This is a genomic window from Kribbella sp. NBC_00709, from assembly GCF_036226565.1.
Lineage (GTDB): Bacteria > Actinomycetota > Actinomycetes > Propionibacteriales > Kribbellaceae > Kribbella.
Genome location: NZ_CP108996.1, coordinates 5,986,470 through 6,009,813, shown reverse-complemented (window position 1 = coordinate 6,009,813; position 23,344 = coordinate 5,986,470). Strand labels below are relative to the sequence as shown.

Below are 23,344 nucleotides of genomic sequence, written 5' to 3'. Positions count from 1 at the left end.
GTTTGAGCCGTGTGGGGCGTGCGAGGCCCGTAACCCGGATCTCGCCCGCTCCGGCGGCACCGTAGGCTGACACTCGACCGATCAGACGAAGGAGCAACGACCGTCATGCCGACCTCTGTATCCCTGCCGGCCCTCGGGGAGAGCGTCACCGAAGGAACCGTCACCCGCTGGCTCAAGCAGGTCGGCGACACGGTTGCCGTCGACGAGCCCCTGCTGGAGGTCTCGACCGACAAGGTCGACACCGAGATCCCGTCGCCGGTGGCCGGCACCTTGCTCGAGATCAAGGCCGCCGAGGACGAGACCGTCGAGGTCGGCGCCGAACTCGCCGTCATCGGCGATGCGGGCGAAGCCTCCGCCAGCCCTGCCGCGCCCGCAGAGCAGCCCGCCGCGGAGGAGCCTGCCCCCGCTGAGGAGCCGGCCGCTGCGGATGCCCCGACCGCGCCCGCTGAGCAGCAGGCGGCCCCAGCTGAGGCTCCCGCCGCTCCGGCTCCGGCCGCAGCTGAGGCCGCCCCGGCGCAGTCGGACAGCTCCGGTGGTGCAGCTTCCGGTACGTCGGTCACCCTGCCGGCGCTCGGCGAAAGCGTCACCGAAGGTACGGTCACCCGCTGGCTCAAGCAGGTCGGTGACGACGTCGCCGTCGACGAGCCGCTGCTCGAGGTCTCCACCGACAAGGTCGACACCGAGATCCCGTCACCGGTCGCCGGCAAGCTCCTGGAGATCAAGGTCGCCGAGGACGAGACCGTTGAGGTCGGTGCGGAGCTGGCCATCGTCGGCTCCGGTTCCGCCGCCGCCCCAGCTGCAGCCCCGGCGGCCCCGGCCCCGGCTGCTGAGGCGCCGGCTCCCGCGGCCGCACCTGCTCCCGCGGCTGCTCCGGCTCCCGCGGCTGCTCCGGCTCCCGCACCGCAGGCGGCTCCTGTTCCGGCTGCCGCCGCTCCGGCCCCGCAGGCTGCCCCCGCCGCTCAGGTTCCGGCTGCACAGGCTCCGGCGGCACAGGCCCCGGCCGCGCAGGCTCCGGCGGCTCAGGCTGCGCCGGCGCCCGCAGCTGCTCCGGCCGCTTCCGCCGTACCGGCAACCACAGCTGCGCCGTCTCCGAACGGTGCCGCGACCGACGGCCCGAACTACGTCACTCCCCTGGTCCGCAAGCTCGCCGCGGAGCACCAGGTCGACCTCAACGCCGTACAAGGCACGGGTGTCGGTGGCCGGATCCGCAAGCAGGACGTGATCGCCGCCGCCGAGGCGAAGAAGGCCGCCGCTGCCGCCCCGGCGGCTCCGGCACAGGCTCCCGCGGCCGCCGCGCCTGCGCAGGCTGCGGTGGTCAGCCCGCTGCGTGGCACGACCGAGAAGATGAGCCGGATCCGCAAGGCGATCGCGGCCCACATGGTCAACTCGCTGAAGGTCTCGGCGCAGCTGACCACCGTGGTCGAGGTCGACGTCACCGAGATCGCCAAGCTGCGCAACGCGAAGAAGGCGGAGTTCGAGGCCCGCGAGGGCACCAAGCTGTCGTTCCTGCCGTTCTTCGCCCTTGCAGCGGTCGACGCACTGAAGCAGTACCCGAAGCTGAACGCGTCGATCGACGAGGAGAAGGGCGAGATCACCTACCACGCCGCCGAGCACCTGGGCATCGCGGTGGATGTGGAGCGCGGCCTGATGGTCCCGGTCGTGCACAACGCCGGCGACCTGAACATCGCCGGCCTGGCGAAGAAGATCGCCGACCTCGCCGACCGTACCCGGAACAACAAGGTGCTGCCGGACGAGATGGCGGGCGGCACGTTCACCATCACCAACACCGGCAGCCGGGGCGCGCTGTTCGACACCCCGATCCTGAACCAGCCGCAGGTCGGCATGCTCGGGACCGGCGCGGTCGTGAAGCGTCCGGTTGTCATCACCCACCCGGAGCTCGGCGAGACGATCGCGATCCGGCAGATGGTGTACCTGGCGCTGACCTACGACCACCGCCTGGTCGACGGCGCCGACGCGGCCCGCTACCTGACCGCGGTCAAGAAGCGCCTCGAAGAGGCCCAGTTCGACGTCTGAGCCGATCGGACACCGGCGCCGGCGTTTGTCTCCCCGGAGACAGGCGCCGGCGCCTTCGTCTTCAGGCTGGTGAATCCGACAAGGAGCAGAGCGGATGAAGTACGTGCTGGCCGGAGCGTCCGGCTTCCTCGGCAAGGCCCTCACCCGCGACTTGGTTGCCGACGGCCACCAAGTCCTCCGGCTGGTACGCCGTACCCCGTCGACCCCGGACGAGATCCGCTGGGACCCGGCCCACGGTCAAGTCGACCCGGCGACCCTCGGCGATCCCGATGTCCTGGTCAACCTCGCCGGCGCGAACATCGGCCGCCCGTGGACCCCGACGTACCGCAACACGATCCGCGAGAGCCGCGTCAGTACGACGTCAACCCTGGCCACCGTGGCGGCGCGCCTCGACCGGCGGCCGGTGGTGATCACGCAGAGCGGGGTCGGCGGCTACGGCATGGACCTCGGCGATCGCATCCTCACCGAGGACTCCGAACTCGGCGACGGGTTCCTCTCCGACATCGTACGCCTCTGGGAAGGTGCGCTCGAGCCGGCCAGTGCTGCAGGCAGCCGGGTAGCCGCGCTCCGCACCGGCGTCGTACTCGACCGCAAGGCACCCGCGTTCCAGCTCCTCTCCCTCCCGTTTCGGCTCGGTCTCGGCGGTCGCCTCGGCCCAGGCACGCAGTATTTCCCCGTCGTCTCGCTCACCGACTGGCTTCGAGCCGTCCGCTTCGTCGCCGAGAACGAGACTCTGGAGGGCCCGGTCAACATCGTGCTGCCAACCCCAGCTATGAACACCGAATTCACCGAGGCGCTCGCGACCGCACTCAATCGGCCGGCGTTCGTCCCGGTCCCGGGCTTCCTGATGAAGGCCGCGCTGGGCGAGTTCGCCTGGGAACTCATCGGCAGCAAACGAGCCCTACCAACCCGCCTCCAATCCGCCGGCTTCACCTTCCACCACCCCACCACCGCCACAGCCCTCTCCGCCGCCCTCGCCTAAAGGGATCTACGCCGACGGCCGGCTCGACCAGATGAAGTTCGACCTCCGGCTCGAGAAGGCCCTGAAATCCCGGCCCCGGGCCGAGCACCCCCGACTGACGTCGCGCTCCACTCGAGCTGCCGGTCGGCGAGGTCATCTCCACCAACTCACACCACCCAGTCGCCCAGTCGGCCTGCTCAGCGTCCTCAGCGTCCCTCAGGTTCCCGGCGTCCCCGGCGTCCCCGGCTGCTCCGGCTGCTCCGGCTGCTCGATCTAGACGGTATGACGTGACGCCGTCGTGGTGGCGGGGTTGCGGGCCGGGGCCTCACTCACAAGATTCGTGGGTTACCGAGTAGGGGCTGCCTGCTCGGCCTATCCGACATTTGTGGGAGGCCCCGGTGTTTATCGAGCGTACGAGTGTTGGGCTGGATGTGCACGCGCGGTCGGTGGTTGCGGCGGCGATTGATGGTGTGACTGGTGAGCTTGTTCAGACCAGGCTGACGCCGTCGCACGAGGACATCCGGTCGTGGCTGGGTCGGTTGGAAGGTCCGGTGGCGGTGGCGTATGAGGCCGGTCCGACCGGGTTCGGGCTGGCGAGATCGTTGGCCGCGGCGGGGGTTCGGTGTGAAGTGGTAGCGCCGAGCAAGTTGCAGCGCCCGGCTGGTGACCGGGTCAAGACCGACGCGAAGGACGCGGTGCACCTGGCCCGGTTGTTGCGGCTGGACGAGTACGTCGCGGTCTCGATCCCGACCGTCGAACAAGAGACCGCCCGGGACCTGGTCCGAGCCCGCGAAGATGCCCGCGGTGACCTGATGCGGGCCCGGCACCGATTGTCGAAACTCCTGCTGCGCCAAGGCATCGTCTACTCCGGCGGGCAGGCATGGACCGGAGCCCACGACGCATGGCTGCGCCAGATCGGCCGACAACGGCTCGACTCACCTGTGCTGCAGACGACGTTCGAGTCCGACTACGACGCCGTACTGACCGTCCAGGCCCGCCGCGACCGGCTCGACACCGCCATTACCCAGCTCGCCGCGACGTCGGAGTTCACCCCGCTCCTGCGGCGGCTGGGGTGTCTGCGTGGGATCGGCACCCTGACCGGGTTCGCGCTGGCCGTCGAGATCGGTGACTGGCACCGGTTCACCGGCAACACCATCGGCGCGTTCGTCGGTCTCGTCCCCTCGGAGTACTCCTCCGGCCAGTCCCGGGTCCAAGGACCGATCACCAAGACCGGCAACACCCACGTCCGCCGACTCCTGATCGAGGCCGCCTGGCACCACCGCGCCCGCTACGTCGCCGGCAAGACCATGCGCGACCGCTGGGAGCTTGCCTCCCCGGCCGCTCGTGCTCGCGGTGACGCCGGCAACCGCCGCCTGCACGCCCGCTGGAACGTCTTCCAGGACCGCCACAAACGGCACGTGATCGCCAACGTCGCGATCGCCCGCGAGCTGGCCGGCTGGTGCTGGTCCCTGGCCGTGCTCGAGGAATAACCCCGCCCACAAGCCGGCTTCGTCGACCAGCGTGGTGGAAGCAGCGCGTGGAGCGACCCGCGAAACGACTATGAGCAGCCCGAACCAACCAGGCGACGCTCGACTCTAGACACGCGGCCAGCTCCTGCCGAACACCCCGTCCTGCGGTAACCAATCCGCGCATATCAGTCTGACCGCGCGTCGCCAACGACACGCTCACCACCAACCGGCCGACAAAGCCAGAGGCGCCCGCCCACACCACGGACGGGCGCCTCACCCTGCCCATTGACAGAAAGCCGCTACATATCAGTCGGACAGCCCGCTCGATCCGGTCGGCTAGGTCCTGGCTTAGCCCGGCCAGTTCAGCTTGCTCGCCCCTTCGACATGCCTGACCCTTCCGGGCAGGCCTTGCAGTCTGCTCGCCGGTCGGGCTGGTCGGTTCGGGCCAGGTGCACCGTCCGTCGACCTCCTCGAGGCGCGCGAGTCGTTCGACTAGCTCGGTTGGCTTGGTCAGCCGGTCAGCCGGTCAGCCGCGCGAGCAGGATCGCCGTGGCGGCCAATCGGGCGGCTCAGGCTCTGGTGATCGAGGAGATACGCCAAGCCGGGGTACTTGGGCTGGTGGACAAGGTGATCAGCCTGGTCATGGGAGTCCCAGGCGGAAATGGGGTCCTCGTACCGGTCCGGTCGACCGCCTGACCTGCAGCTAGGTAGTCGATCGTCTTGAGGGTGACTGTGGTTGGTGTACGACCGGCGACGGCAGCGCTGTCGATCTGCACCCGGAGGCCTTCGACCCGTAGCTGTTGCTGGCGATAGCTCGACAGAAGCGAGCGATCGGCCCGCCAGGGCGAGCTGCCCGGGACATAAATCCGATCAAGCGCCTCCAAGTCGAGAGTCCAGAATGCCTTGGCACGTTGGGCATCGAGCGCTCGAAGCGTCCTCGTCCACATCACCGCATCGGCGCCCTCCGAATTCGCCGGCTCGGGTCCTCCGGTCGGCCTCACAGGTCGGGTCGCCTCCGGCAAGCTCTTGGTTTGCGCAGGAGTAGTCGGCCGCGCATAGGAGCTTGGTTGCGTAGAAGTAGTCGGTCGCCCGGGACTAGACGGCCGCGCAGGAATCGTCGATTGCTCAACGGTCGTGGATTGCGGGCCTGTCGACTGCGTGCGAGTGGGCTGCGACCGCGTCGACGTCGGCTGCGCGGATTGCGGGCCCGTGAGAGTTGGCTGCGGGAGCCCATGCGTTGGCTGCGAGTACGCAGGGTCTGCTCGAGCGGTCTCCGGCGCGTCCAGGATCCGGATCGTGGCTACACCGATGGCGAGCACGACAACGGCGCCCAGGCCAGCCGCGGCGAGCGCGCCATACGTCGAATGCGAGAGCCACGGGAAGGGCGAGAGACGTAGGAGGCGCAGAAAGCCTCGGTGCGAGGGGTGCGGGAGGCTCGGCAGGTGCGGGAGGCGCCGGAGTACGTGACCGCGACCGGTCTGCGTGCGTCGGCGACGGCTGCGCTTCGAACCACCAGTGGCGGGCGTGGCCTGTTCGGGGCGATCAGGCGGCGTGGGCGGCGCTGTAGGCGGCTTCGGCGGAGGCGAGGGAAGCGGCCCGCGCGAGAGGGCAATCGGATCATCATCGCCTGGGGTCTCATCCGAGGAGGTCGGCCGCGGCTCGCTGAGAAGCGCAGACAAGTCCGTCTCTCCGGACACGGCAAGACGGACTACGGCTGGATCATCTGGCCCGCCAACAGGCGCCACACCCAGACTGCCAACCTGACCCGCAACCGGTGCAGTCGAATCGCCAGCCTTTGCAGCAGGCATCGCAGCCCGTTCGCCGGTCCGACCCGCGGTCGCGGTACTCGAATCGTGAGCCCCAGGCGCGGACAACCCGGCCGGATCAGCTGAACCCAGAGCTGGCGACGCGGGTGGAACAGTAGGTGACGCCGGTGGGCCATCCGAACCGACTGCCAGCGACGTTGGCCCGGCGGCAGGTTTCACCGACGAGACGGAAGGCAACGCAGTCTGACCAGCCGGATCGGCAGCCACCGATCCGGGCAGGGCGACTGGCGACACCGGCGAGACGGCTGGCGAGGCGGGCGTGACGGTGGGCATCGCGGTCGGATCGGCTGGACCGGTGGCTGCCGGGGTCGCCGCGACGGTTGGCCCGGCGGATGGCGGGGCTGGCGGGGTGGTTGGTGTTGCCGATGGGATCGCGGGTTTCGTGGGCGGGATGGCGGGCGTCGTGGGCGGGATGGTTGGGGTTGCGGAGCCTAGGTCAATGGGGATGGGGGCGGCTAGGGATAGCAGGCGGCGGGGTAGGGCGTGGGGTGGGGTCTTGGTGAAGAGGTCTGTGGTGAAGACGTTTGGATCTGCGCCTGCGTGGTGGGAGAGCTTGGCGAGGGCGTGTAGGTCTGCGATTGGTGGGCCGGGGTGGATGGTGGCGTCTGCGAGGACCGGGCGGCCGTCGGCGTCGAGCAGGACGTTGTTGGGCGTGATCGCGCCGTGGGTGAGGCGGGAACGGTGCAGGTAGTCCACGGCCTCGGCCAGGGGAACGAGGAGGGTGACGAGCTCGCCGCGAGTCAGCGGGCCGCGGCGGGCTAGGAGTCTGGCGAGACTTCCGGCGACGATGTACTGACTGATCACGAGCAACTCGGTCTCGGTCTCGGTCTCGCGGACGTCGATCAGCCGGGTGAGGTGCGGATGGCGTACGCGGCTCAGCATGCTCAGGTCTTCTCGGAGCCTCCGGGGGTCGGGAACTGCGTGGATCGGGATCCGTTTGAGCACGGCGTTGCGGCCTGACCCGCGGTCCCGCACCTGCCAGGTCGTACCGGCCGATCCGGACCCGAGCTGCCGGCGCAGGCTGTAACCGGTGAGGTCTGCAAGGTCCATGCCCAAGAGGATGCACCGATCGCGATGCTCGCCGTCGAAGTTATCCACAGGCGGGCGTGCTCATTGGGCGCGCGCTCAGACGTCGTACGTCGAGCTGCCGGAGGCGCCTTGTGTGGTGGTCCCGAAGCGCCCTCCTGCGATGGTCCCGAAGCGCCTCCTGCGATGCTCCGTAAGAGGCGTTCCTGTGGTGGTGTGGGGTCGCCGGGATTGGTTGTGCTTGCGGATCAGAACGGGGCGGGATCCGTTGCAGGGTGAGCTGACAGGTGTCTGTCGGTTGCGGGGTTGGCTACGGGGCCGCGCGCTGGAGGGACAGTTGTGTAGCGGTGGCCGGTGGGGGCGGTGAGGGTGATCGAGCCGTCGGGGTGGTTGGTGGTGGTCCAGCCCCATTCGGGTGTGTCTTTGATGACGTGGTGGTACTCGCAGTACGGCGCCAGACCGGACAGGCTGGTGCGGCCCGAGCGGGCGAACGGGGTGCCGTGGTCGCGGTCGCATTCGCGGGCAGTCCGATTGCAACCCGGCCAGGCGCACGTCGGGTGGCGGGCGAGGAGGGTTTCGCTGACGAGGGCTCCGGGGTCGTGGCGGTGGGTGGATGCTTCGAGTACGGCGCCATTCATCGGGTCGGTGAGGAGTCTTCGCCAGGTGCCGTCGGCGGCGATCCGGCGGGCCATCTCGGCAGGGATGGGACCGTAGCCGGTGAGTTCGCAGGGGTTGTCATCCACGCCGAGCAGGGTGGTGGCTGGGATGAGTACTTCGATGTGTGGGCGGCGGCGGTGCTGGTCAGGGAGACGGCGGCCGAGCCAGTCGATCCCGTTGCGCAGTAGTTGTTCGAACAGGTCTGCCACGACGTCAGCCCGGCGCTGTTGCGCGTTCCGCTCGTCGTGCGACCGACCTTGAATGTCCAGACCGGCGTCGGCATCCGGTCCCGCGGTCGACGCTGTCGCATCGGTGGACGCGGTCAGGTCGGTCGACGCGGTCAGGTCGCTGGATGCGGTCAGGTCGGTCGACGCGGCTGGGTCGCTGGATGCGGTCAGGTCGGTCGACGCGGCTGGGTCGGTGGATGGGGTCGATGAGACCGCACGTGACATCGAGGGCGAGAGCGACGAGTTGACCAGCGCGGAGGTGCTGGCCGGTGGGATTGGTGTGGTCGTGGGGGTCGGCGTGGATGGTGCGGTGCCGGCGGTCGGCGTGGGTGGCGGGGTGGTCGAGGTGGGTGCGGTTGGCGGGGTGTTGGTTGGGGTGGGGCGTTTGGCGAGGGTGGCTAGGGCTTGGATGGCGACCCACGTTTGCTGGATCTTGTCTGCGGTGTGGACGACCCAGAGGCCGGCCATGCCGTCGGGCAAGGGCACGATTTTGCAGGTGCGTTCCTGGACGGCGTCGCGGTGGCGGGCCGCCTCGGTGGCGGCCGCGTGTTTGGCGACCTGGGTACGCAGGGATCTGCGTAGGTTGGCGTGGGTTTGGGAGGGGGCGCGGCGCAGGACGTGGGCTTCGACCGCTTGGGCGGCTGAGTCGGACAGGGAGCGGGTGGCTTCGGAGATCGAGAGCGCCTTGGACCAGGTGAGTGCGCCGGTTTTCAAGGCGGTGTGGGTTGCGGTCAACGGGCCGGTCAAGTGGAGCGCCGTGTCGATGTGGCGGCCGGCGGTGTCTGTGGCGAGGTGCAGGGCGGCGGCGATCTCGGCGGCCCAGGAGCGTTCGGGGTCGATCGGACGGCCGGAGTTGTCGAGCTGGCGCGGGCGTGGCTGGTCAGCATGTTGGGCTCGGCGCTGACGGACGAAGGATGCGATGGCGGAGGCCTTGATCGCTTCGGCCCACGATGCCATCCGGGTGGCGGCCTTCATCAGTTCGATCAGGGCGATCGGTGATTCGTGCTGGGGCCGCACGGGTTCCAGCGCGGCGGCCAGGGCTGCGCCTGGAGGTAGGAACACCCAGTCCGGGGCCTTGAGGCGTAGTAGGGCGCGCTCTGCTTCGTCCTGGTCGACTCCGGCCCAGAGCTCCCATTCGAGGGCGTCGACGGCTGACATCGGAGGGAGATCGTCGTACAGATCCTCCTCGGACAGTAGCGCCGGGGCACGCGGGTCATCGGGATCTGGCAGATCGTCGGGCGGAGCGAGCACGCCGGCGGCTTCCATTGCTGCTAGATCGGCCGCCAGTTCCGCGTTGAATCGGCGCGCCAGCTGAGCGTTGAAGTGCACTGGTCGATCGTGGTCGAAGTACGCCGGCCACTCGGTCGACGGCATGGGCGAACACTCGGATGGTTGGGGTGGCACCTGCGTGATCGCCATACCCAGCATTAGAACATATGTTCGTTTAAGCTCAAAACCTGGAATGGGGTCGCGCCGCCTGGGGTCGATCGCCGGCGGGCGCCGTGACCGGGATGTCGCGAACGAAGGTGCGTAGGGCTTCGAATGCCTTCTGCGGTGCTTGGCGGAACACTCCGTGACCCACGCCCGCCAAGACCTCAACTTGGGCGGTGGTGCTGGTCAGTATCGCCGCCAGTCGGCTGGCCGCGGTTGCCGGCGATACTGGATCGTCCTCGCCAGCCAGGATCAGCGTGGGGCAGGTAATGGCGGTCGCGAGAGCTGTGGTCACGTCCGCAGGCCCGCATCCGCCCGCCCGGAAATGCGCTTGAACCTCGTCGTTGATCAGGGCCCGTGCTCTGCGCGAGGCCATGTCGCCGTCGGAGGCGCCTGCATATAGCGGCAACCCATGATCTGCCCACGCCTTGGCCGCCGCAGGGCTGGTGTCTCCGCCCAGGTACCTGGCGGCAGCATCCCGGGCGACTTGCCCTCCGCGGCGCTCGAACACTTCGAGGCTCTCGTCGAGAGAGGTGGGCGCGCCGAGAGTGCTTTCCAGGACCAGCCCCGCGACCAGGTCCGGATGCCGAGCTGCACACTCGATCGCTACCCTGCCGCCACTCGAGGAACCCACGAGCACCGGGGCACGGATATCGAGGACGTCGCAGAACGCGGCGACATCGTCGGCCCAGCGCGTCCACGTCCACATCTCCGGCTCGCTGCGGTCGGAGCGGCCAGAACCACGCTGATCGAGGTAGATCACCTGAGCGACATCGGCGAGGACTGAGAACTCTGGCTTGAACAGGCTGTGATCCGCACCTGGTCCCCCGTGCAGGAGGAGAAGAGTCGGCCGCGACAGCATCTCGTCCCCTCGAGCAGTCAAGCCGCAGCCTTCGACATCGAAGTAGAGGGACACATCGTCGACAGCCACTCGCATCCCCGCAGTATGACCGGACAACATGGCAGGGATTGTCGGATCCGGAACGTAGTGTTCGTCGAACTGGTGGATGGCGGCCGGTCGAGGGCGCCACAGGGCAAGACGAGGAGTCACGCGATGACGCGTCCGCCGTGCCTACGTCATACGAATCCGTCGCGCTCAGTTCGGGAGGCGGTGTGAAGCTTCTTCTCACCTCCGGAGGCGTTACGAACGAGAGCATCCGCGATGCGCTCGTCGAGCTGCTGGGCAAGCCGATCTCCGAGTCCCATGCGCTCTGCATTCCGACGGCGCAGTGGGGCCACCCGATGCTCGGGCCTACCACGGTGCGAAGGTCCGTAGCCGCCGAGCCTCCGTTTCACCGGATGACCAGCCTCGGCTGGGCGACCTTGGGCGTCCTGGAGCTCACCGCCCTGCCCAGCATCGGCGAGGACCGGTGGGTGCCGTGGGTCCGAGAGGCCGACGTGCTGCTGGTGGACGGCGGCGACACGACGTATCTGTGCCACTGGATCCGGGAGTCGGGGCTGGCGCGGGTCATGCCGTCACTGTCCGAGACGGTCTGGGTTGGGATAAGCGCCGGCAGCATGGTGATGACACCGCGGATCGGCGACGACTTCGTCAAGTGGCCTTCCGCGCCGAACGACCGCACACTCGGGATCGTCGACTTCTCGATCTACCCGCACCTGGACCACGAGCAGATGCCGCAGAACACCATGGCCGACGCGGAGAGGTGGGCCGCCGACATCGCAGGTCCGGCGTACGCCATCGACGACCAGACCGCCATCAAGGTGACCGACGGCACCGTCGAGATCATCTCCGAAGGGCACTGGAAGGCTTTCGGAGCTTAAGAGAGCTCAAGTGGAGGGGCTCGGCGAGGGCTGGTTGAGCGGCGCTTACACTCGAAGGGTGAGGGCTATCGAGTATGTGGAAGCGGGCTTCGGGGCCGACGCCGTGGAGTACGAGGCTGCGTGGGCGGAGCAGCGGCGGCTGCATGCGGAGGTTGCCGAGGGCATCGGGTCGGACACGGTGATCCTGCTCGAGCATCCGCCGGTGTACACGGCCGGCAAGCGCACCGAGCCGCAGGAGCGGCCGTTCGACGGTACGCCGGTGGTCGATGTCGACCGCGGCGGGAAGATCACATGGCACGGACCGGGGCAACTGGTGGGGTACCCGATCGTGAAGCTGGCCTCACATGTCTACGTCGTGGACTACGTGCGGCGGCTCGAGGAGGCGTTGATCGCGGTCTGCGCGGAGTTCGGCGTGAAGACTGGTCGGGTCAAGGGGCGTAGTGGTGTTTGGGTCGCGGCCGACGATCGTGGTCGGGAGCGGAAGATCGCGGCGATCGGGATCCGGGTCGCGCAGGGCGTGACGATGCATGGTTTCGCGTTGAACTGCAACAACGATCTGGCCTGGTTCGACCGGATCGTTCCGTGCGGCATCTCGGACGCGGATGTGACGACGCTCTCCAAGGAGCTCGGTCGGGACGTGGCGGTGACCGAGGTGCTGGATTCGGTACGCCGGCACCTCGACGCACTCCTCGCCTGGGACGAGTACGAGCGCAGCCCGGACATCGAGCACGCCGACGAGGGCCCGACCTCGATCACGTACGGCTTGACCGTCTGAAAGGCCGCCCCGGCTAGGGGGCAGGTGGCAGGCCCACCTCCATGCGCCAGGTCGTGTGCAGGTCCTGGAGGCGGCTGACCACCTCCGGACGCTCGGTGTAATGGTTGGTCTGCTCGGCTATGTCTGCGGTGAGGTCGGTCAGGGACCAGCCCTCGCCCATCGGGGCGTGTTCGTAGGACCTCAGATGTTGGGTGTTGGAGTCGTCGGCGACCCAGCTGAGCTTCCAGGGGCCCGAGCGGACTGCCCATTGGAAGCCGCAGTCCCAGTGCAGCGTTTCGTGCGCGGTGGCTGAGGTGCCGGCGAGGGTCGGGAGGATGTCGAGGCCGTCGGAGTTGGTGGCAGTGGTGCCGGCTGCGGCGGCCAGGGTGGGTACGAGGTCCATCGTGCTGACCAGGGCGTCGGTGGTGCGGCCGGCAGGGAGTCGATCAGGCCAGCGCCAGATCATCGGGATGCGGATGCCGCCTTCCCAGAGCGTGTACTTCGTCCCGCGGAGTGGAGCGTTGTCGCCGAAGTTGCAGGTGGAGCCGCCGTTGTCGGTGATGTAGACGACGATGGTGTCGTCTCCGGCGACGTCCAGCAGCCGGCCGATCTCGGCGTCCATCAGCTCCAGCTGCGCGAGGTAGTACTCACGGCCGTGCGGGAGGTTCGGCACGATCACGTCGTCGTACCACTCCATGAAGGCGCCGTCGGCGTCCGGTGACCAATCGCGGAACGCGGGCAGACCGCGCGCCTCCAGCTCGGAGTCCGGCAGTTGCCAGCAGAAGTTGTGTACTGCGTTGAACGCGACCATGCAGAAGTACGGGCGCTCGTCCGTGGCGCTCATGAACTCGGCTGCTCGCCGCCCGAACTCGGCCGTCAGGAAGCCTTCATGCTCAACTGGCGTATCGCCGGACAGCAGCGGCTGCACTGCCATGTGGTGCGCTGCCGGCTGCCCGTACGACGTCACTGCGTCCTCTGAGTGGTGCAGGTAGTTCAAACGTCCGGATGACTGCCCCGCCAGCCCATAGAGCGTCTCCTCGAACCCGTGGTGCGGTGGACAACCCCTGTCCCCCACGTCCTCCTTGCCGTAGTGCACCTTGCCGAAGTACCCCGTGCGGTACCCCTGGTCCTGCAGGATCTCCGCCAGGCTCGGTACGTCGTCCGGTGGGAACGCGGCCGAGTCGAACCATTGGCCGCCCCACCGCTGCTGGTACCGCCCGGAGATGATCGCGGCGCGGGACGGACTGCAGATCGGCGCGGTCACGTAGGCGTCGGTGCAGGTCACTCCTTCGGCGGCGAGGCGGTCCAGGGACGGCGTGTGGACGTCGGGGTGCAGTCCTAGGCCGCCGCGGTCGGCGTACCCGTGGTCGTCGGAAACGATCAGCAGAATGTTCGGGGTGGACATGGGGCTCAACCTCTCGTGGAGACAGCCATACGGGCGGCCTGGTCGGATTTGGCCTTCGCGTCGGTCGCGTCTGGGTCTAGTAGCAATCTCAGCTCGGCATCCAGACGCTGCACCAGAGCTGTGTCGCCGGACAGGTCGTTCAGCTCGAGTGGGTCGTCGTCGAGGTTGAACACCTGTGGCGGGTGGGCGAAACCGTAGTAGCAGTACTTCCACGGGCCTGACTTGAGCATGAAGCCCCCGTCGACCATGCCTTGGGCGTGGTACTCCGAGAGGACAGGGCGGTCAGTGGCGTCGAGCAACGAATGACCTGGGAGAGCAGGATCAGACGCCAGACCGGCAACGTCTCTGAGGGTTGGCAGTACGTCGATCAGGCTCACGTGGGCGTCGGTGCGGCCCGATGGCAGTGCTGGGTGGCGCAACAAGAGCGGGATACGTACGGCGGGCTCGTAGAAGCACTGTTTCTGCCAGATGCCGTGGTGGCCGGCCATTTCGCCGTGATCGCTGGTGTAGATCACCACTGTGTCGTCCGGTACTGCGGCCAGCAGCCGTCCGATCTGATGGTCGAGGTGACTGATCAGCGCCCAGTAACAGACCGTCGCCTCCCGGATCTGCTCCTCTGTCAGCGGTTCGTCGTTGCGGAAGCCGTGCCGGAGCAGTGAGATCACCGGGTGCTGCTCGTCGGCAACGGACGGCAGTTCGACGTCAGCCGCATCGTAGAGCGCACGGAACTCCGGTGGGGCGACCAACGGGAAGTGCGGGTGCATGTAGCCGACGTACAGCAGGAACGGCTCCTCGCCAGGGGCACGCAGGAAGTCCAGAGCTGCGTCGGTGGCGGCGATGTCATGCTGCGTGTGCACGTGGTCGCCTGCGCCCTGTTCGGTGACGTGTGAGTTGGACGGTCGCCGCCAGTCCGGCGTACGGCGTGGTGGGCGACCACCGTGGTCCAGCCAGAAGTCCAGGTCGTCGGTGAGGCGCCGGTCGAAGCCCAGCAAGCGGTCTGGTCCGTTGAAGTGTGTGCGGCCGGCAATCACCGACGTGTAACCGGCCTCGCGCAGATGGTGACCCCAGGTGCGGTACGTCGGACCGGGGATCACGCCGTTGTCCCAGGCCCCGATCTGGTGCACGTACTGCCCCGCCATCAGCGACAACCGGGAGGGCACGCACATCGGGCTGTTCGTGTACGCGCGGTCGAACGAAACACCCTGTGCGGCCAGGCGGTCCAGATGCGGTGTCTGTACGTGCGGATGGCCCGCCCACCCGGCTGCGGCGGCGGTGTGCTCGTCGGACAGGACTACGAGGATGTTCGGAGGACGGTCCACGGGAACAGCCTAGGCAAGCGATTGCCGGTGCGCTTGGGGCGGATGTGTCTGGTGTGGCGTACCGAAGTGTCTGCACGGTGTGACGGCCGATCGTCGCTACCTTGGGGTGGTGGCCAAATTTCTTGGGTTCTTGCTCGGCGTAGCCGTTGCTCTGGCCGGACCGGCCGTGTTCGGAGTACTCGCGGCGCCGGGTGGTATCGAGCTGAATACGAAGGAGCTGGCGCTTGCCTTCGGCATCGGCGCGCTGGTCTTCTGGGCCGTGGTGTCGTACTTCTCCGGCGCCGGCGCGCTCGGGGCGTTCGTCGCCTTCGGCGCCCTGGTCTACTGCTGGCTCTGGATCCCGAACCGGACCACGAACTTCCTGAACGACGTCCCCGGCGTCACCACCGGGATGATCGACGGGTCGAAGCAGTACACCGTGAACGGGGTGGTCCCGATCCTCGGGGTGATCTCGCTGGTGTACGCGATCCAGCTGATCGTCCACGGCGTCCAGCGGCGGCGGCGCGAGCGGGCCGAGAGCGACCGGCTGCAGCGCGAGCAGGAAGCCGCGCAGGCGCAGCAGGAGGCGGACGTCGCGGCCGTGTACCCGGTTGCCGGGAGCACCTATGCGGAGGCGCCGGCGTACGAGAGCCACTCGCGGTACGACGACCTGTTCGACGAGCCCGAGCCGGTACAGCCGCGGAACCAGGCGGACGAGCAGACGCGGCAGTTCCCGGTCGGTGCGGACGAGTTCGAGCATACGCGGCAGTTCCCGGAGGCGGATGCCCCGGGCAACTATCCGGGCGAGGAGACGGTTGTGGCGCCGGTACCTCAGGCGCACGACGACGAGTCCCCCGCAGCCGAGCCGGAGGCGCCGCAGGCGCAGGAACCTGCTGCAGAGCAGGAGTTCAAGGGCGAGCAGGAGCCCGCGGCACAGCAGGAGGCCCCCGCACAAGAGGAGCCCGCCGCGCCGGAAGCACCGGCACAGCAGGAGCCTGCAGCGCAGGAAGCCCCGGCGGCCGAGGCCAAGCCGGTCGAGGAGACGCAGGCGATGCCCGTCGAGCAGACCAAGCCGGCCGAGGACACGCAGGCGATGCCGGTCGAGCAGCCCGAGCCGGTTGAGCAGACCCAGCCGATGCCGGTCAGTCGAGCCGAGCCAGCCGAGCAGACCAAGCCGGTCGAGACCAAGCCCGCGGAGACCAAGCCTGTAGAGACCAAGCCCGCTGGAAACACGCCATCCGCGCCTAAATCTGAGGCCAGGGTTGTGCCGAAGGAGCAGATGGGGTCGCGGTATCGGGAGCGGATGGAAGACCCGGAGGACACCGGTGAGTTCCACCTCGCGTTCGAGAACCCGGTCGTCAAGCCCGCCTAGTACGAAGGCGACCAGCACTCACGCAACGTGCATGCGTTGCTGATGCTGGTCGCGCCGGGCGTGCTCGGTGATCGCCTCGTCGTACGCCGCGCTCGCCATGTCCAGCACGTCGCCCGACATCTGCGCCCGCGGTGATTCCGTGCTCCACGCGAGCACGAGCTTCCGGTGGATCGGATCCCCCGCCAGCGTCCGCGTCGTGACATCCGACGACAGCATCCGGTACGACGTGGGCGAGATCAGCGCCACACCCTGACCGCTCGTGACGAAGCCCATCAGCACCGACGTGTCGACCGAGTGATGCTCCACCTTCGGCTGGAAGCCGGCCGCCTCGCACGCCGCCCGGAAGAGCACATGGAACCCGCTGTCGTCCGGCGGCTCCCCGATCCACTCCTCGTCGGACAGCGAGGCCAGGTCGACCTCACCGCGCGCCCGGGTCGACTCCGCGACCGGGTGGTCGGCCGACAGTGCGACGTACGCCGACTCCGACTCGACGACCGTGATGGACTCGACCCCGGTCGGCAGTCGCAGCTCGAACCCGGGGAACTCGCGCAGCAGCGCGAAATCCAGCCGTCCGCTCTCGAGCTGCTGCAGGAGCACGCTCGTGGACCACTCGACTTCGATGCTGACCTGCTCGATCTCGCCGTGCGAGCGCAGCCGGGACGCGATCCCGGACATCGGCGCGGTCGGGAATCCGCCGAGGCGGACCGCGGACGACTCCACCGCGGTCATCGCGGACACCGTCGCGGACAGGTGGTCGACATCGACGAGGATGGCTCGCGCGCGGTCGACGGCGTACCGCCCGAGTGGGGTCGGGGTGACGCCGGTGCGGGAGCGCTCGAACAGCTCCCCGCCGAACGCCGCCTCGATCCGCTTCAGCTGCGCGGTCAGGCTCGGCTGGCTGACCTTGAGCCAGCGGGCGGCCCGTCCGACGGACCCCGCTTCAGCCACCAGGACCACCACCCGCAGGTGGCGCAGCTCGACGTTCATGCGTTGAGACCGTAGTCCAGGTGTAGGCACAGCACACAGGTACCCAACATTGCGGTTTTGTCACAGCCAGGCCCGGAGCTGTAACGCCGGACCGGGCTGTGACGATGTGCTACGACGTTTCGAGGGCCAAGGCTTCCCGGTAACCGAGCCGGCGGCCCGTCTGCAGCAGCGTCCGCTCGTACAGCCGCGCGCCCAGGCGGACGATCAGCACGGTCGCGGCGAGCAGTACGGCGATCGCGACCAGCGGCTGCCAGATCGGCACGTCCTCGGTCAGCATCCGGCCCGGCATCGACATCGACGACGCGATCGGCACGAACGAGGCCACCGTCTTGGCCGACGACCCCGCGAACACCGAGAAGAAGAACGGGATCATCAGGATCATCTGCCCCGGCAGCGTGGTCGATCCGAGGTCCTCCTGGCGGGTGGCCAGCGAACCGGCGACCGCCCACAGCCCGGCCAGCGCCACGAATCCGAGCACGAAGAACACCACGAACCAGCCGGCCACCGGCGCGACCACCTCGAGGATGTCGGCCTGTTTGGTGGCCAGCAGGCCGATCAGGGACGCGCCCGCGATCACCACGATCTGCGACAGCGCCAGCACCGTGTTGCCGAGCACCTTGCCCCACAGCAGCGACCGGATCGGTACGGCAGCGGCCAGAATCTCGACGACCCGGCTCTCCTTCTCCTGTACGACGCTCTGCGCGATCATCATGCCGAAGCCGAGCGCGGTCATGTAGAACACCAGCGCCAGCCCGATGTTGACGAACTGCGAGACGAGGTCCGGCAACGGGCCGGGCTTCAGCAGCTGCAGCTCGACCTTCGTACCGGCGTGCAGCTGCGCAGGAGTCAGTCCTGCCTTCGAGGCGTTGGTCTCCATGCCGACGGCCGCGGCCGCCTCGCGCAGCGCGCTCTCGATGCCCGAGTCGACATGGTCCTTGCCGACGACGACGTAGCCGTCGGTTGCCGGTACCAGGGCCGCCTTCGCATCTCCGTCGGAGACGAGCTTTTCCGCGGCAGGCCGGTCGGCGGCGCGGACTATTTCGTAGCCGTCGCCGCCCATCGTCGTCGACGCCTGCTGGACGACTTTCGAACCCCCGTCGTCGATCACCGCGATCTTGTCCGCCCCGCCCTTGCCCGCGAGGATCGCCGGCAGGATCACCGCGACCATCACGATGAACAGCATCACCAGGGTCGAGCCGATGAAGGTCTTGTCCCGGAGCTTCGTGCTGATCTCGCGCTCGGCGATCAGCGCCCACGGCCTGTCCAACACGTTCATCGGGTCGCCTCCCGGAAGACGTCGCTGAGCGCCACCCGCTCCGGCCCGAACTGACGGACCGGTCCCCGGCTGAGCGCCTCCTGCAGGATTTTCTGCTCGACCGCACCGTCGAGTACGTCGAACAGCGCCGTACCGCCGGCCACGTCGCGCACCTCGATACCGCGCACGTCGCGCAGCCAGCCGGCGTCCCCGTCCACGACCAGTCGGTACGTCGTCGTCGAGCCGGCGGAAAGCTCCGCGACCGAACCGGCGGCGACCACCTTCCCGCGGGACAGTACGACGAGGTCGTCGCACAACCGCTCGACCAGGTCGAGCTGGTGGCTGGAGAACAGCACCGGCACCTCCGGCGTGACCTCCTCGCGGAGCAGGTCGACCATCGCATCGACCGCGAGCGGGTCGAGGCCGCTGAACGGCTCGTCCAGGACCAGCGCGATCGGCTCGTGCACCAACGCGGCCGCGATCTGCACCCGCTGCTGGTTGCCCAGTGACAGCGTCTCGAGTACGTCGGTGGCGCGCTCGGTCAGCCCGAGCCGATCGAGCAGCTTGTCGGTCCGCTCGCCGGCGCGGTCCGGGTCGAGCCCGTGCAGCCGGCCGAAGAACACCAGTTGGTCGCGGATCTTCATCTTCGGGTACAGGCCGCGTTCCTCGGGCATGTACCCGACGTCGCGCCGTACCTCCTGGGTCAGCAGCTCGCCGTTCCAGAGCACCCGGCCGGCATTCGCGGCCAGGACACCGAGGATGATCCGCATCGTCGTCGTCTTGCCGGCCCCGTTTGCCCCGACGAATCCGGTCATCCGTCCAGGTACGACGTCGAAGGTCACGTCGTCCAGCGCCAGATGATCACCGAACCGCCGGGTGAGCCCATCCACCCTCAGCATGTGTCACCGTTCCCATTCAGGTCAGCCCCCGGCCGGGCGTGCACCCGACGCTGACAAACCTAGTGAGGACATGCCTCCCGGTACGTCGCCCGCGAGGGTGATCGTGCGGGTCACCCGCTAGGCGGAGGGGTCGTCTCCTGGGGTGACCAGGCCGCACTCGTAGGCGAAGACGACGGCCTGGACGCGATCGCGCAGACCGAGCTTGAGCAGCACCCGGGAGACGTGGGTCTTGACCGTGGCCTCGCCGACGAACAGCTGGGTGGCGATCTCGGTATTGGTCAGACCGCGGGCGATCAGGCCGAGGACCTCGCGCTCGCGTTCGGTCAGCTCGGCCAGCAGGTCCGGCCGGTAGACGCGTTCGCCGCCGCCGGTGAATCGCTTGATCACGCGGCGCGTCACCTCGGGCGCGAGCAGCGCGTGGCCCGAGTGGACGATCTGAATCGCCTCGACCAGATCCTCAGGTGCCGTGTTCTTGAGCAGGAAGCCGCTCGCGCCGGCTCCGAGCGACTCGAACAGGTAGTCGTCGCGATCGAAGGTCGTGAGGATGACCACCTTCCCGGCGTCCTCCGCGACGATCCGCTGGGTCGCGGTGATCCCGTCCATACCAGGCATCTGGACGTCCATCAGTACGACGTCCGGGCGCAACGCCAGCGCCAACTCGATCGCCTTCTCGCCGTCGGATGCCTCACCGACCACCTCGATCTCGGACTCGACCGACAGGATCATGCGGAAGCCGGCGCGGACCAGGTCCTGGTCGTCCACCAGCAGGACCCGCATCGGGTCAGTCATCGGGTCCTCCGGACGTGGGTTGATCAAGCATCGGGTGGTCCAGCGGGATCCGGACCCGGACCCGGAATCCTCCCACGGGCCGCGGGCCGATCTCGCTCTCGCCGCCGAGCAGACCGACCCGTTCGCGGATGCCGACGTGGCCGAGCCGGCTGCCCACCGGCGCGTGCTTCGGGCGGCCGTCGTCGAGTACCTCGAGCTCCACAGTGTCACCGAGATAACGCAGTGTGAGGTGGGCGCTGCGGGCCGTCGAGTGCTTCCGGACGTTCGCGAGCGCCTCCTGGGCGATCCGGTACACCGACACGGACACCGTCTTCGGCAGCTCGGCCGGCGGACCGATCTGATGGAATCCGACCTCCAGACCCTGGCCGTTCACCTCTGAGATCAGCGCGGGCAGCCGGTCGGCGCCGGCCTGCGGCGCCTTCGGGTCCGGGGCGGTGACGTCGACGTCGGGATCCGCCGCGCGGAGCATGCCGAGCAGCTGCCGCATCTCGTTCACGGCGCTCCGGCTGGACTCCTCGATCACGTTCAGCGCGTTCTTCGCGGCGTCCGGGTCGGTGTCCATCACCCGTCGGGCGCCGCCGGCCTGGACGCCGATGCTGCTGATGTGGTGGGCAACCACATCGTGCAGTTCACGGGAGATCCGCAGCCGCTCGTCGATCACCGCGCGCCGGGCGTTCGCCTCCTGCTGGGCGGCGAGTTCGACCGCCTGTTCCTCCAGCTCGTGCCGCTGCCGCGCGATGCCCCACGCGGTCCGGCCCCAGAAATAGGCGCCGAAGAAATAGAGAGCATTCAGCGCCAGGGTCAGGAGAACACTCGAGACGTACGGCGAGAGCAGCCCGTGGTTCGGCCCCTCGATCTCGTTGTTGCGCAGCGCCCGGACGAAATTGATCGTGAGCCAGCCGAACATCGCCAGGAAGACCAGCGTCACCGACGCCTTCATCAGCCGCCGGTCCCGTGCCCAGGCGACCGCGGCGTAGATGGCCATGAACATGGTGGCCTGCGTCACCAGGTTCCCGGCGAAGGCGAAGGTGACCCGCTCGCCGTTGACCACGAACAGCACCGCGACGGCCAGCACGACCGGGATCGGGTACCGGCGGCGGAAACACAGCGGCAGGGCGACCGCGGCGCTCAGCACATACGCCTCGACCCCGCCGATCCCGAGGTGCACCGGCATCGTCGCGGACCCGCGGGCCAGCTCGGTCCCGAGCACCGCGGCAACCGCCATCCCGAGCCCCAGCAACACGTCGGTACGCCGCTCCCGCGCCGTCGGGCCGGGTCGCACCCAGCCGCGGACCGTCGTCCCGGTGGCAAGTGGTGTCCCCGGTTCAGCGCCCGAAGACGTCGTACCGAGCTCAAGCGTGGACATAGCTCATGAGCCTAGGGCCTGTCCGGCGCTCCCCTGCAGTCGCGAGCAGGTGCTCGGTGCGGCAGCGAGATGCCGTGCCGAGTGCCGCGCAGCACGCAGGGGAGCGCCGGACAGGCCCTGGGGCCTGATGACGCCTGTCGGGCGCCGCGTACTCTTAGGGGCGTGACCATCGCCCCAGAAGGACGGAAACTGCTCAGGCTCGAGGTGCGCAACGCGGAGACCCCGATCGAGCGCAAACCCGAGTGGATCAAGACCCGCGCCAAGATGGGCCCGGAGTACCAGGCACTACAGAAATTGGTGAAGTCCGAAGGACTGCACACGGTGTGCCAGGAAGCCGGCTGCCCGAACATCTTCGAGTGCTGGGAGGACCGCGAGGCCACGTTCCTCATCGGTGGCGACCAGTGCACGCGGCGTTGTGACTTCTGCCAGATCGACACTGGCAAGCCGGAAGCGCTGGACCGCGACGAGCCGCGCCGGGTGGCCGAATCGGTCCGGACCATGGGCCTGCGGTACGCGACCGTGACCGGCGTCGCCCGCGACGACCTGGACGACGGCGGCGCCTGGCTGTACGCCGAGACCATCCGGCAGATCCACGAGCTCAACCCGGGCACCGGTGTCGAGATGCTCGCGCCCGACTTCAACGCCGTACCGGAGCAGCTGGCCGAGGTGTTCTCGTCCCGGCCGGAGGTGTTCGCGCACAACGTCGAGACCGTGCCGCGGATCTTCCGCCGGATCCGGCCCGGCTTCCGCTACGAGCGGTCGCTGGACGTCATCACCCAGGCCCGCGACTACGGCCTGGTCACCAAATCCAACCTGATCCTCGGCATGGGCGAGACCCGCGACGAGGTCAGCCAGGCACTGAAGGACCTGCACGCAGCCGGCTGCGAGATCATCACGATCACGCAGTACCTGCGTCCCTCGGTGCGGCACCACCCGGTCGAGCGCTGGGTCAAGCCCGAGGAGTTCGTCGAGCTGGACGCCGAGGCGCAGGAGATCGGTTTCGCCGGAGTCATGTCCGGACCGCTGGTACGGTCCTCGTACCGCGCCGGACGCTTGTACCGTCAGGCCGTTGAGTCACGTATGAACAACCAGGACAGGTAGAGATGGCCAAGAACGACGCGCCCGAAGAGAAGACCAGCCGGCTCAAGCAGATCGTTTCGGCGTACAAGCTGACCCAGAAGTCCGACCCGACGGTCGGACTGGTGCTCGCCGGGATCTTCCTCGGCATCGTCGGGCTGGCCGTCCTGGGCGGCTTCCTGGTCGGGCCGCTGGTGGTGTGGATCCCGCTGGGTGTCGCGCTCGGCTTCCTGGCCGCGACGCTCGTGTTCGGCCGCAAGGTCGAGAAGGCGGCGTACAGCCAGATCGAGGGCCAGGCCGGTGCAGCCGCCTCGGCGCTGCAGACGCTGCGCCGCGGCTGGAACGTGACGCCCGCGGTCGCCGTCACCAAGAACGCCGACATCGTCCACCGCGTGGTCGGCCGGCCCGGGATCATCCTGGTCGGCGAGGGGCAGGCCAGCCGGGTGAAGAACCTGCTGACGGCCGAGGCGAAGAAGCACAACCGGGTGGCCGGCGGCGCGCCGGTGACCCAGATCGTCGCCGGTCAGGGCGAAGGCGAGATCGACATCCGCAAGCTGACCAAGCACGTCATGAAGCTGCCTGCGGTGCTGCAGCCCTCGGAGATCACCGACCTGCTGCAGCGGCTGAAGGCGCTGGACGCGGTCCGGCCGCAGGTGCCGATGCCCAAGGGTCCGGTGCCGAGCAGCCTGAAGGGCGCCCGCCAGGCGATGCGGGGACGGTAACCAAGCG

General features: G+C 68.5%; 18 protein-coding genes. 8 read left to right on the top strand and 10 right to left on the bottom strand.

Going from position 1 to position 23,344, the window contains the following annotated elements:
* Positions 1-105: 105 nt before the first annotated feature.
* The 3 genes from sucB to OHA18_RS29525 all read left to right on the top strand — a co-directional run bounded on the left by sucB (position 106) and on the right by OHA18_RS29525 (position 4,485).
* Positions 106-2,034, top strand: coding sequence for a 2-oxoglutarate dehydrogenase, E2 component, dihydrolipoamide succinyltransferase (gene sucB, locus OHA18_RS29535; RefSeq protein WP_328998588.1), 1,929 nt, complete (start codon positions 106-108; stop codon positions 2,032-2,034).
* Positions 2,035-2,128: 94 nt separating this feature from the next.
* Positions 2,129-3,016 carry a TIGR01777 family oxidoreductase gene (locus tag OHA18_RS29530; RefSeq protein WP_328998587.1) on the top strand — a complete coding sequence of 296 codons (888 nt, stop codon included), beginning with the start codon at positions 2,129-2,131 and terminating at the stop codon, positions 3,014-3,016.
* Positions 3,017-3,393: 377 nt separating this feature from the next.
* The gene (locus OHA18_RS29525) at positions 3,394-4,485 is read left to right on the top strand and encodes an IS110 family transposase (RefSeq protein WP_328998586.1); all 1,092 of its coding nucleotides are present in this window, start codon (positions 3,394-3,396) and stop codon (positions 4,483-4,485) included.
* A 548-nt stretch (positions 4,486-5,033) separates the two neighbouring features.
* On the opposite strand, the gene OHA18_RS43425 is transcribed toward OHA18_RS29525, so the two are convergent.
* From OHA18_RS43425 to OHA18_RS29510, 3 genes are all read right to left on the bottom strand, one after another.
* The gene (locus OHA18_RS43425) at positions 5,034-7,340 is read right to left on the bottom strand and encodes a protein kinase domain-containing protein (RefSeq protein ID WP_442914424.1); all 2,307 of its coding nucleotides are present in this window, start codon (positions 7,338-7,340) and stop codon (positions 5,034-5,036) included.
* Between the two features lie 224 nt (positions 7,341-7,564).
* Positions 7,565-9,574: an HNH endonuclease signature motif containing protein gene (locus tag OHA18_RS29515; protein ID WP_328998584.1), complete on the bottom strand. Its 2,010-nt coding sequence runs from the start codon at positions 9,572-9,574 to the stop codon at positions 7,565-7,567.
* 76 nt (positions 9,575-9,650) lie between these two features.
* Entirely contained in the window at positions 9,651-10,568 is a 918-nt protein-coding gene (locus OHA18_RS29510; RefSeq protein ID WP_328998583.1) for an alpha/beta fold hydrolase, read from the bottom strand.
* Positions 10,569-10,744: 176 nt separating this feature from the next.
* Here OHA18_RS29510 and OHA18_RS29505 point away from each other — a divergent pair, with 176 nt between their 5' ends.
* Positions 10,745-11,413 (top strand): Type 1 glutamine amidotransferase-like domain-containing protein, encoded by a 669-nt coding sequence (locus tag OHA18_RS29505; protein WP_328998582.1) that lies wholly within the window; start codon positions 10,745-10,747, stop codon positions 11,411-11,413.
* 58 nt (positions 11,414-11,471) lie between these two features.
* Positions 11,472-12,188, top strand: coding sequence for a lipoyl(octanoyl) transferase LipB (gene lipB, locus OHA18_RS29500; protein WP_328998581.1), 717 nt, complete (start codon positions 11,472-11,474; stop codon positions 12,186-12,188).
* Positions 12,189-12,201: 13 nt separating this feature from the next.
* On the opposite strand, the gene OHA18_RS29495 is transcribed toward lipB, so the two are convergent.
* Together OHA18_RS29495 and OHA18_RS29490 are read right to left on the bottom strand one after the other, a co-directional pair.
* Complete coding sequence (locus tag OHA18_RS29495) at positions 12,202-13,572, bottom strand: sulfatase family protein (protein WP_328998580.1); 1,371 nt, start codon at positions 13,570-13,572, stop codon at positions 12,202-12,204.
* A gap of 5 nt (positions 13,573-13,577) precedes the next feature.
* Complete coding sequence (locus OHA18_RS29490; RefSeq protein ID WP_328998579.1) at positions 13,578-14,891, bottom strand: sulfatase-like hydrolase/transferase; 1,314 nt, start codon at positions 14,889-14,891, stop codon at positions 13,578-13,580.
* A 109-nt stretch (positions 14,892-15,000) separates the two neighbouring features.
* Here OHA18_RS29490 and OHA18_RS29485 point away from each other — a divergent pair, with 109 nt between their 5' ends.
* Positions 15,001-16,242 carry a hypothetical protein gene (locus tag OHA18_RS29485; RefSeq protein WP_328998578.1) on the top strand — a complete coding sequence of 414 codons (1,242 nt, stop codon included), beginning with the start codon at positions 15,001-15,003 and terminating at the stop codon, positions 16,240-16,242.
* Positions 16,243-16,260: 18 nt separating this feature from the next.
* Here OHA18_RS29485 and OHA18_RS29480 read toward each other — a convergent pair whose 3' ends face one another.
* The 5 genes from OHA18_RS29480 to OHA18_RS29460 all read right to left on the bottom strand — a co-directional run bounded on the left by OHA18_RS29480 (position 16,261) and on the right by OHA18_RS29460 (position 21,538).
* Positions 16,261-17,229: a LysR family transcriptional regulator gene (locus tag OHA18_RS29480; RefSeq protein ID WP_328998577.1), complete on the bottom strand. Its 969-nt coding sequence runs from the start codon at positions 17,227-17,229 to the stop codon at positions 16,261-16,263.
* A 109-nt stretch (positions 17,230-17,338) separates the two neighbouring features.
* Positions 17,339-18,505 (bottom strand): ABC transporter permease, encoded by a 1,167-nt coding sequence (locus OHA18_RS29475; protein ID WP_328998576.1) that lies wholly within the window; start codon positions 18,503-18,505, stop codon positions 17,339-17,341.
* Complete coding sequence (locus OHA18_RS29470; RefSeq protein WP_328998575.1) at positions 18,502-19,383, bottom strand: ABC transporter ATP-binding protein; 882 nt, start codon at positions 19,381-19,383, stop codon at positions 18,502-18,504. Before OHA18_RS29470 ends, OHA18_RS29475 begins: the two co-directional genes overlap by 4 nt.
* A 117-nt stretch (positions 19,384-19,500) precedes the next feature.
* Entirely contained in the window at positions 19,501-20,172 is a 672-nt protein-coding gene (locus OHA18_RS29465) for a response regulator transcription factor (RefSeq protein ID WP_328998574.1), read from the bottom strand.
* On the bottom strand, positions 20,165-21,538 hold the full coding sequence (locus OHA18_RS29460) for a sensor histidine kinase (RefSeq protein ID WP_328998573.1): 1,374 nt from the start codon (positions 21,536-21,538) through the stop codon (positions 20,165-20,167). The genes OHA18_RS29465 and OHA18_RS29460 overlap by 8 nt, the downstream gene beginning before the upstream one ends.
* A gap of 162 nt (positions 21,539-21,700) precedes the next feature.
* Between OHA18_RS29460 and lipA the strand changes: the two genes are divergently transcribed.
* Positions 21,701-22,639 carry a lipoyl synthase gene (gene lipA / locus OHA18_RS29455; RefSeq protein WP_328998572.1) on the top strand — a complete coding sequence of 313 codons (939 nt, stop codon included), beginning with the start codon at positions 21,701-21,703 and terminating at the stop codon, positions 22,637-22,639.
* A 2-nt stretch (positions 22,640-22,641) separates the two neighbouring features.
* Positions 22,642-23,337, top strand: coding sequence for a DUF4191 domain-containing protein (locus OHA18_RS29450; protein WP_328998571.1), 696 nt, complete (start codon positions 22,642-22,644; stop codon positions 23,335-23,337).
* Positions 23,338-23,344: the final 7 nt, after the last annotated feature.